This is a genomic window from Streptomyces viridosporus (assembly GCF_002078235.1).
Lineage (GTDB): Bacteria > Actinomycetota > Actinomycetes > Streptomycetales > Streptomycetaceae > Streptomyces > Streptomyces viridosporus.
The window spans coordinates 1-8,949 of sequence record NZ_MSGP01000158.1 but is presented as its reverse complement, the minus strand read 5'-3'; the positions used below and the strand labels follow the sequence as shown (position 1 = coordinate 8,949).

The 8,949-nt window shown below is 72.2% G+C and carries 10 protein-coding genes and 1 pseudogene; 6 read left to right on the top strand and 5 right to left on the bottom strand.

Features of this window, described 5'->3' with window-relative positions; translation table 11 throughout:
• The 3 genes from B7L92_RS12315 to B7L92_RS12305 all read right to left on the bottom strand — a co-directional run.
• On the bottom strand, positions 1–219 hold a 219-nt coding region (locus B7L92_RS12315; protein ID WP_143626306.1), incomplete at its 3' end, for a hypothetical protein.
• Between the two features lie 310 nt (positions 220–529).
• Complete coding sequence (locus tag B7L92_RS12310; protein WP_004983313.1) at positions 530–853, bottom strand: STAS domain-containing protein; 324 nt, start codon at positions 851–853, stop codon at positions 530–532.
• Between the two features lie 151 nt (positions 854–1,004).
• A complete protein-coding gene (locus B7L92_RS12305; RefSeq protein WP_081237464.1) occupies positions 1,005–1,853 on the bottom strand; it encodes a 3-hydroxyacyl-CoA dehydrogenase family protein in 849 nt (282 codons plus the stop codon).
• Between the two features lie 518 nt (positions 1,854–2,371).
• On the opposite strand from B7L92_RS12305, the gene B7L92_RS12300 reads away from it, so the two are divergent.
• The 3 genes and pseudogenes from B7L92_RS12300 to B7L92_RS12290 all read left to right on the top strand — a co-directional run bounded on the left by B7L92_RS12300 (position 2,372) and on the right by B7L92_RS12290 (position 4,079).
• Positions 2,372–3,034 (top strand): maltokinase N-terminal cap-like domain-containing protein, encoded by a 663-nt coding sequence (locus tag B7L92_RS12300; RefSeq protein WP_081237463.1) that lies wholly within the window; start codon positions 2,372–2,374, stop codon positions 3,032–3,034.
• A 285-nt stretch (positions 3,035–3,319) separates the two neighbouring features.
• Positions 3,320–3,493: pseudogene (locus B7L92_RS12295) on the top strand (ABC transporter permease); the annotation flags it as partial.
• 13 nt (positions 3,494–3,506) lie between these two features.
• A complete protein-coding gene (locus tag B7L92_RS12290) occupies positions 3,507–4,079 on the top strand; it encodes a cob(I)yrinic acid a,c-diamide adenosyltransferase (protein WP_081237462.1) in 573 nt (190 codons plus the stop codon).
• Between the two features lie 3 nt (positions 4,080–4,082).
• On the opposite strand, the gene B7L92_RS12285 is transcribed toward B7L92_RS12290, so the two are convergent.
• The gene (locus B7L92_RS12285) at positions 4,083–4,280 is read right to left on the bottom strand and encodes a DUF5708 family protein (RefSeq protein WP_081237461.1); all 198 of its coding nucleotides are present in this window, start codon (positions 4,278–4,280) and stop codon (positions 4,083–4,085) included.
• Positions 4,277–4,861, bottom strand: coding sequence for a hypothetical protein (locus B7L92_RS12280; protein WP_081237460.1), 585 nt, complete (start codon positions 4,859–4,861; stop codon positions 4,277–4,279). The genes B7L92_RS12285 and B7L92_RS12280 overlap by 4 nt, the downstream gene beginning before the upstream one ends.
• A gap of 152 nt (positions 4,862–5,013) precedes the next feature.
• Here B7L92_RS12280 and B7L92_RS12275 point away from each other — a divergent pair, with 152 nt between their 5' ends.
• The 3 genes from B7L92_RS12275 to B7L92_RS12265 all read left to right on the top strand — a co-directional run bounded on the left by B7L92_RS12275 (position 5,014) and on the right by B7L92_RS12265 (position 8,822).
• A complete protein-coding gene (locus B7L92_RS12275) occupies positions 5,014–6,216 on the top strand; it encodes a sensor histidine kinase (RefSeq protein WP_081237459.1) in 1,203 nt (400 codons plus the stop codon).
• A complete protein-coding gene (locus B7L92_RS12270; protein WP_081237458.1) occupies positions 6,213–6,854 on the top strand; it encodes a response regulator in 642 nt (213 codons plus the stop codon). Before B7L92_RS12275 ends, B7L92_RS12270 begins: the two co-directional genes overlap by 4 nt.
• Before the next feature lie 144 nt (positions 6,855–6,998).
• On the top strand, positions 6,999–8,822 hold the full coding sequence (locus B7L92_RS12265) for a glycoside hydrolase family 18 chitinase (protein ID WP_081237457.1): 1,824 nt from the start codon (positions 6,999–7,001) through the stop codon (positions 8,820–8,822).
• Positions 8,823–8,949 lie beyond the last annotated feature (127 nt).

Here is an 8,949-nt window from a genome sequence, read left to right as displayed (position 1 = left end):
GGTGGGCCGTTCGGCGGGCGGGCAGGGCTCGATCTCGCTGCCGTCGACGGGGTTGACGGTGAGCAGGAAGTCGCCGGAGACGAGCTGCACCGTGCGGGCGAGCGCCGGTGCGTGCTGTCCGAAGTCGGAAGTGAGGGATTCCCTGGGAGGGCGCTGGCGCGACGCGTGGCCGTCGCCTTCATGGCCGTACTCCTCGGGTCCCCGGTTGTTCGGGTCCATAGGTCCTAGCCCCCCAAAAGCGTCGTGTGCCCGGGTCCTGTTCTCGGACTCCCCCCTGCCGTGGGTCCGACAGTTCCCAGAGCCCCTCCCGGCCTTGCCGCACACCGCGCTATCGCTTCTGGTCCGGACCCGCTCGAGGGTTGAGAGGCAGCGGGCAGCCGCACCCTAAACCTTCGCTCAGTATCCACGACAGTCCGGGGTACCGCGCCGTCCGTGACGTCACGGTCTCGTGAGGATTGTGCGCGCGTCGCACGGTTCGCCGAGGCCGGTCCGAGTGGTGCCGGTCATCCGGTTCCCACCCTTACGGACCTCACACGCGGGGCAGCATGTCCACCCCGATGCCTCCCTCGATCGCCAGGATCCGGTGCAGCCTGGTGGCCACCAGCAGGCGCTGCATCTGCGGCGGTACGCCGCGCAGCACCAGCCGCCGGCCGCAGCGGCCGGCCCGCCGGTGGGCCCCCATGATCACGCCGAGCCCGGTGGCGTCCCAGGAGTCCAGTTCGGACAGGTCCAGCACCAGGTCGCCGGCTCCGTCGTCGACGGCCGAGTGCAGGACCGTACGGGCGTCCGCCGCGCTGCGGACGTCGAGGCGGCCCCCGACGACCAGCTCGGCGTGGTCGCCCCTGATGTACATATGCGCTCCCCGTGCGTGCGTCTCGTACTCCACGTTCGATGCCGGTGATGCAACCTCTGACTGCGCAACGGCGCCGGAGGTTGCTCCCCGTGAGCGAACCGATACCGAATTCACCCCGGCGTGTGATGCACGCCGGGGCGGGTGCGCGGTGTCAGTGCTCGTAGAAGCCCTGCCCGCTCTTGCGGCCGATGTCACCGGCGTCAACCATCCGGCGCATCAGTTCGGGAGCGGCGAACTTCTCGTCCTGCGACTCGGTGTAGATGTTGCTCGTGGCGTGCAGCAGGATGTCCACACCGGTGAGGTCGGCGGTGGCCAGAGGCCCCATGGCATGGCCGAAGCCCAGCTTGCACGCCAGGTCGATGTCCTCGGCACTCGCCACGCCCGACTCGTACAGCTTCGCGGCCTCGACGACGAGGGCGCAGATGAGGCGGGTGGTCACGAAACCGGCCACATCGCGGTTGACGACGATGCAGGTCTTGCCGACCGACTCGGCGAACTCCCTTGCCCTGGCGAGGGTTTCGTCACTGGTCTTGTAACCGCGGACCAGTTCGCACAGTTGCATCATCGGCACCGGCGAGAAGAAGTGGGTGCCGACGACCCGTTCCGGGCGCTCCGTCACGGCCGCGATCTTGGTGATCGGGATGGCGGAGGTGTTGGAGGCGAGCACGGCGTCCTCGCGCACGATCTTGTCGAGGGCGCGGAAGATCTCGTGCTTCACCTCGAGCTTCTCGAACACGGCCTCGACCACGATGTCCGCGTCCGCACAGGCGTCCAGGTCGGTGGTCGCGGTGATCCGGGCGAGGGCGGCGTCGGCGTCGTGCGCCTCCAGCTTGCCCTTGCTCACGAACTTGTCGTACGACGCCTTGATCCCGTCGGTGCCCCGCGTGAGCGCCTCGTCGGTGACGTCGCGCAGGACGACCTCCCAGCCCGCCTGGGCGGAGACCTGGGCGATGCCGGACCCCATGAGACCGGCCCCGATGACGGCGAGCTTGCGTGCCACTGTGCGACTCCCCTGATACGCGCTGTCGTTGTTCTCCCGGAGCGGACACTAGCGGGCGCCGGGGGCCCCGTGACCGACTTAGTAACGCGTTTCACGTCTCACGGAGTGAGACCCCTGTCACGTCCCGCACGGCGGGCCCGGAGGCCCTCCCGGCAGCAGGGTCCGACGGGGCCCCGACCTCGGTGGCCGGAGCGCCGACTCCTCGCGTTCTCAAGCCGGTTGACGCTTCACGGACCGGCTGGCGCCGAGGTCTCCCCGCCCTGCGACCGGCATGCCCGCGGGCCGGCACGGCCTTTGCTCCGATCGTGTCGGCGCGCCCTCGGCCACCGCGTGCGGCGCGCGCTCCCGGGCACCGGCCGGACCCGCTCGCCGGGCGCCCCCACCGTGCGGGACCGCAGCGCCGGCGGTGTCCCCGGAGCCGTCCGCCGGGACCGGTCCGCGGCGGGAAAGAGCCGCCGCGTCAGCGGCGGATGCCAGGGTGGGGGGCGTCGTCCGCCCAACGGAGGAGAGTCCCCGGCATGGCCGTGATCCACCGCACCACTCTCGAGCCGACCAAGCTGGAACTGCTGACCGCCTGGCTGCCCTCACGCCCCTGGTACCACGGGGGTCCGGGGGAGCCGCGGCTGGCCAGGGCCGGCGGTTTCCGGCTCGACGACCCGCAGGGGGAGGTCGGCATCGAGTTCGTGGTCGTCACCGACTCCTCCGGCGCCGAGCCGGCCGCCTACCTGGTGCCGCTCACCTACCGGGGCGCTCCGCTCGACGGTGCGGAGCACGCCCTCATCGGCACCGCCGAGCACGGCGTCCTCGGTCGGCGTTGGGTCTACGACGGCTGCCACGACCCGGTGCTCGTGGCCGGGACGTCGGCACTGATCGAGGGCCGGGCACAGGCGCAGGCCCAGAACCTCACCGACACCCCCGACCGGGAGGTCACCCGCGCCTACGCGGACGAGGGCCCGGTGCCGGCGGACTTCACCACCGTCGTCGACACCGGGGAACACACCGAACTGTCCGCGCCGGACGGCACGGCCCTCCGCGTCCTGCGCACCCCGCGGCCCGCCCCGGACGGCTCGCCCCTTCCCGAGCCGGGAACGTCGGGTCATGTCGCCGGCGCGTGGGAGCTGCCCGACGGCACCCGCGCGCAGGGCCTCCTCCTCGTCCTGCGCACGCCCCCTCGGGCGTAGGGCCCGGCCGACGGGTCGTGCCGGGCGGGCCGTGGGCCCGGTCCAGCCGCGCACCGCGTGGTCGAGCGCCTCGCCGCTCGGCAACTCCTCGACGCCGTCGACGAGTCCGAGCACCTCGCGGGACACCTCGGCCGGTGCGCGGCCCGCCGGCGTCTCCCGGCCGATCGTGACGGACACCGTGCCGTGGACCCAGCGGGTCCGGCCGGCGACCAGGCCCGGCAGCACGTCGTCCGGGGCGGGCCGCGGCGCCGCCCGGACATCCCGACGGCGCCGGACCCCACCCGGCGGGACGCGCTGTCGCACCTGACGCCGTTCCGCCACCCGGTGGGCGCGGTGCGGGACGCCTGCGCCGGGGCGTACGCGACGGCCCGCACGCTGTACGGCACGCCGGTCGCCGTCGGCTTCGCGGTGCTCGCCGTGACGGTGGGCACACGAGTGTTCCGCACGGCCGGTGCGTAACTAGGCTGGCCGCATGGTCAATCTGACGCGCATCTACACCCGGACCGGCGACAAGGGCACCACGAACCTCGGTGACATGAGCCGGGTCCCCAAGACCGACCTGCGGATCTCCGCCTACGCCGACGCCAACGAGGCGAACGCGGTGATCGGCACGGCGATCGCGCTGGGCGGTCTGGAGGAGGAGGTCGTCGCGGTCCTCACCCGTGTCCAGAACGACCTGTTCGACGTGGGCGCGGACCTGTCGACGCCGGTGGTGGAGAACCCGGAGTTCCCGCCGCTCAGGGTCGAGCAGTTCTACGTGGACCGGCTGGAGGCGGACTGCGACCGCTTCAACGAGCGGCTGGAGAAGCTGCGCTCCTTCATCCTGCCGGGCGGGACGCCGGGCGCGGCCCTGCTGCACCAGGCCTGCACGGTGGTGCGGCGGGCCGAGCGGTCGACGTGGGCCGCGCTGGAGGCGCACGGCGAGACCATGAACCCGCTCACCGCGACCTATCTGAACCGCCTCTCGGACCTGCTGTTCATCCTGGCCCGCATCGCGAACAAGGAGACCGGCGACGTGCTGTGGGTGCCGGGCGGGGAGCGCTGAGCCCTACCGGGGCCCCGCCGAGGCCCGTGCGGCCCGGTACAGGCCGAGCAGGATCTCCGCACCGCCGACGCACATCATCACCACCCCCACCTTGGTGGGGGTGACCAGCGGCAGGTCCACTCCCCGGGCGAACCGCCACAGCCACAGCCCCGCCAGCAGGGTGCCGGACCCCACGAGGAGATTCCTGGACGCCCGGTTCATCGGCTCACCCTCTCCTTGTCGGCGTCGCGCTCGGCCTCCGGCTCGCCCGCCGGGGCCTTCTTCGGCCAGATCCAGTAGGTCAGGGTCACCAGTGCGTGGATCCCCGCGGCGCGCCAGGCGATGAGGCGCCAGTCCTCCAGGGAGGTGGTGCGGCTCGCGTCGCCGACGTACCAGACGGCGATCTGGAGCAGCGCGGTCGCCACGGCGGCGCCCAGCAGCGTGCCCAGCCAGACCCGGGTCTCGTGCCGGGCGCGGGCCAGGCCGTACCGCGGGGGCCCCTGGGGCCTGGGCGCGCCGGCCAGCCGGTGCGCCGCGTGGCCGTCGAGCCACTTCACCGTGCGGTGGCCGTGGCCGACGGTGTAGCCGATGTAGAGCGCGGCCAGGCCGTGCGTCCAGTTCGGTTCGGCGCCGTTCTTCAGGTCCAGCGCGGTGACGACCAGCAGGACGACCTCCAGCAGCGGCTCGCAGAGCAGCAGCGCCAGGCCGACGCGCGGCATCCTCAGCAGGTAGCGGCAGGCCAGTCCGGCGGCCAGCAGCACCCAGAAGCCGATCTCGCAGGCGGCGATCAAAACAGCGATCACGGTTCGCTCCTCTCGGTCACCCTCCCAGGCTCCCGTGCGGACCGGCCCGTCGCGTCGTCGCCGCCGACGACCTCGCGGTACATCGAAAGATGCAGTCCGGGACCCTCCCCGGGGATCAGGCGCCGGACGCGCGCACCGTGTTGGATGGTGCCATGGCCCCACGACCGCCCCGCCCGCACCGCTTCGACGTATGGGCCGCGCTCGCCGGGCTGCTCGGCGGACTGCTGCTGTGGGGCTTCGGCCTCGGCGTCCGGCCGGCCGACGACCCGATCGTGCTCCTCGACGGCCCCTGGCCCCTCCTGCTGCCGCTCTTCGTGATGGCCGGCTGCGAGCTGCTGCGCCGCTCCGCACCGCGCACCGCGCTGCTCGTCGGCACCCTGGCACTGGCCGCGGACACCCTGACCCGGGGCAGCATCGCCACGATCGTGATGTACACCGACCTGATGTACGCCGCCGTCCTGTACGGCCCGGCCCGCTCCGCCCGTCGCATCCCGCGGATCACCGGGCTGCTCAGCGTCGCCGGTGTGCTGGTGCCGTACGCCGTGTGGCGGGTGCCCGAGGCGCTGCTGATCGGGTTCGCCGTCGGCGTCATCGCGTTCACGCCCGCGTCGACCGGCCTCATCGTGCGCAACCACCGGGACGCCGCCGAGGCCGCCCGCCTGCGGGCCGAGCAGACCGCGCTGCTCGCGGAGATGGACCGCACCCAGGCGGTGGCCGCGGAACGCTCCCGGATGGCGCGGGAGTTGCACGACGTGGTGGCCAACCACCTCTCGGCGATCGCCATCCACTCCACGGCCGCGCTCTCCCTGGACGACCCCGAGACCTCCAGGGAGGCGCTCACCGTGATCCGGGAGAACAGCGTCCAGGGCCTGTCGGAGATGCGCCGCCTGATCGGCATCCTGCGGGACGGCGCCGACGATCGGGAGCCCGCGGCGACCCCGACCCTCGACGGCCTCGGCGCCCTGGTGGAGGGCGCCCGCGCCAACGGCCTGGACGTCACCCTGGACGCCGCGTACGGCTCCGTCCCCGCACCGGTCGAGCTCGCCGCGTACCGGATCGTGCAGGAGTCGCTGACGAACGCGCTGAAGCATGCCGCGCCGGGAGAGGTCACGGTGTGGCTGCGCGAGCGGGACGATGCCCTCGAACTCCGCGTGACCAGCCCCCACGACGGCCGGGACACCCCGCGCGCCCCGGGTTCCGGGGCCGGTCTGGTCGGGATGCGGGAGCGGGCCGCCCTGCTGCACGGCACCTTCGACGCGGGCCCCGGCGACGCCCCGGACCCCGCGGACGGCGGACTCTGGGTCGTCCGCGCCTCCCTCCCCCTCACCGACACCGCCCGAGGAGAGAACCGATGATCCGCGTCCTGGTCGCCGAGGACCAGTCCGCCGTCCGCGCCGGACTGGTCCTCATCCTGCGCAGCGCCCCCGACATCGAGGTGGTCGGCGAGGCCGCGGACGGCGAACAGGCGGTGGCGCTCGCCCGTGAACTGCGCCCCGACCTGGTGCTGATGGATGTGCAGATGCCGCGCCTGGACGGGGTGTCGGCGACCCGGCAGGTGGTCGGCGAGCGGCTCGCCGACGTGCTGGTGCTGACCACCTTCGACCTGGACGAGTACGTCTTCGGGGCGCTGAGGGCCGGGGCCGCCGGGTTCCTGCTGAAGAACACGGAGGCGAAGGACCTCGTCGCGGCGGTGCGCACGGTGGCGCGCGGGGAGGGGATCGTCGCCCCGGCCGTCACCCGGCGGCTGATCGCCGAGTTCGCCGCGAAGCCGGCCCGGCGGACGGAGGCCGACCCGGCGGTGCTGGAGTCCCTCACCCGGCGCGAGCGCGAGGTGCTCTCCTGCCTCGGTGAGGGACTGTCCAACGCCGGCATCGCGGACCGCCTCGACATGGCGGAGGCCACGGTGAAGACGCACGTCAGCCGCCTGCTGGGCAAGCTGGGGCTGCGCAGCCGGGTGCAAGCGGCCGTGCTGGCGCAGGAATGGGGGATCTGAGCCGGAGGCGGTGTAGTGGTCCAGACCTATTGACCCGTGGTCCAGACCTTTCTATCCTCGCGGCACCGTGGGCGTGATGGCTCAGTCATGCCCACCTCAACATCCCCGTTGCGCCAGTGGCGCAATCACCAGAGGAGGCGCACCGTGCGCTTCAGACACAAAGCCGCGGCAGGTCTCGCGACCCTGCTGCTTCCCCTCTCCGGCCTCGTCGCCCTCGCGAGCCCCGCTCAGGCGGCCGACTCCGCGACCGCCACCTACACCAAGACCCAGGACTGGGGCTCCGGCTTCGAGGGCAAGTGGACGGTGAAGAACACCGGCACCACGCCCCTCAACTCCTGGACCGTCGAATGGGACTTCCCCGCCGGCACCAGGGTCACCTCCGCCTGGGACGCCACGGTCACCAACTCCGGTGACCACTGGACCGCCAAGAACCTCGGCTGGAACGGCACCCTCGCCCCCGGGGCGTCGATCTCCTTCGGCTTCAACGGCAGCGGCTCCGGCTCCCCGTCCGGCTGCAAGCTCAACGGCGGCAGCTGCGACGGCTCCTCCGTCCCCGGTGACAAGGCCCCCTCCGCGCCCGGCACCCCCACGGCCTCGAACATCACCGACACCTCGGTGCGGCTGTCCTGGTCCGCGGCCACCGACGACAAGGGCGTCAAGAACTACGACGTGCTGCGCGACGGCGCCCGGGTCGCCACCGTGACCGGCACGTCCTACACGGACACCGGTCTCGCCAAGGGCACCGACTACTCGTACGCGGTCCAGGCCCGCGACACCGCCGACCAGACCGGCCCCGTCAGCGGCTCGGTCAAGGTCCGCACCACGGGCAACACCGAGGAACCGCCGCCCACCGGCGACAAGGTGAAGCTCGGCTACTTCACCGAGTGGGGCGTCTACGGCCGCAACTACCACGTCAAGAACCTGGTGACGTCCGGCTCTGCCTCCAAGATCACCCACATCAACTACGCGTTCGGCAACGTCAAGAACGGTCAGTGCACCGTCGACGACACCTTCGCCGCCTACGAGAAGGCCTACACCGCCGACCAGTCCGTCAGCGGCACCGCCGACACCTGGGACCAGCCGCTGCGCGGCAACTTCAACCAGCTGCGCCAGCTGAAGGCGAAGTACCCGCACATCAAGGTGCTGTACTCCTTCGGCGGCTGGACCTACTCCGGCGGCTTCGGCCAGGCCGCGCAGAACGCGGCCGCGTTCGCCAAGTCCTGCAAGCAGGTCGTGGAGGACCCGCGCTGGGCCGACGTGTTCGACGGCATCGACATCGACTGGGAGTACCCGAACGCCTGCGGTCTCACCTGTGACACCAGCGGCCCCGCGGCCTTCCGGACCCTGTCCCAGGCCCTGCGCGCCGAGTTCGGCAAGGACTACCTGGTCACCGCCGCGATCACCGCGGACGCCTCGGCCGGCGGCAAGATCGACGCGGCCGACTACGGCGGCGCCGCGCAGTACCTCGACTGGTACAACGTGATGACGTACGACTACTTCGGCGCCTGGGACCGGACCGGACCCACCGCTCCCCACTCGCCGCTGACCTCGTACAACGGCATCCCGCAGGAGGCCTTCAACTCGGCCGCCGCGATCGCGAAGCTGAAGGCCAAGGGTGTCCCGGCGAGCAAGCTGCTGCTCGGCATCGGCTTCTACGGCCGCGGCTGGACCGGCGTCACCCAGTCCGCGCCCGGCGGCACCGCGACCGGCCCGGCGGCCGGCACCTACGAGGCGGGCATCGAGGACTACAAGATCCTCAAGAACTCCTGCCCGGCCACCGGCACCATCGCCGGCACGGCGTACGCCCACTGCGGCACCAACTGGTGGTCCTACGACACTCCGGCCACCATCAACTCGAAGATGGCCTGGGCCAAGAACCAGGGCCTGGGCGGCGCCTTCTTCTGGGAGTTCAGCGGCGACACCGCGAACGGTGAGCTGGTGAACGCCATCGACGGCGGGCTGAAGTAAGCGACCGGAGCACACAGCCGGACGATGTTCGCCCTCCCCCCGGACGAAGCCCGGGGGGAGGGCGAACACGGTCGGGCCACGGTCACCCTCCCCCAGCAGCTCCGCTGCCGGGGGCACCCCCACCCAG

Bases quoted from the DNA above. Each gene is read 5' to 3' on its own strand.
- B7L92_RS12300 (WP_081237463.1), top strand. From the start codon at position 2,372: ATGGCCGTGATCCACCGCACCACTCTCGAGCCGACCAAGCTGGAACTG.
- B7L92_RS12270 (WP_081237458.1), top strand. From the start codon at position 6,213: ATGATCCGCGTCCTGGTCGCCGAGGACCAGTCCGCCGTCCGCGCCGGA.
- B7L92_RS12275 (WP_081237459.1), top strand. From the start codon at position 5,014: ATGGCCCCACGACCGCCCCGCCCGCACCGCTTCGACGTATGGGCCGCG.
- B7L92_RS12285 (WP_081237461.1), bottom strand. From the start codon at position 4,280: ATGAACCGGGCGTCCAGGAATCTCCTCGTGGGGTCCGGCACCCTGCTG.
- B7L92_RS12310 (WP_004983313.1), bottom strand. From the start codon at position 853: ATGTACATCAGGGGCGACCACGCCGAGCTGGTCGTCGGGGGCCGCCTC.
- B7L92_RS12290 (WP_081237462.1), top strand. From the start codon at position 3,507: ATGGTCAATCTGACGCGCATCTACACCCGGACCGGCGACAAGGGCACC.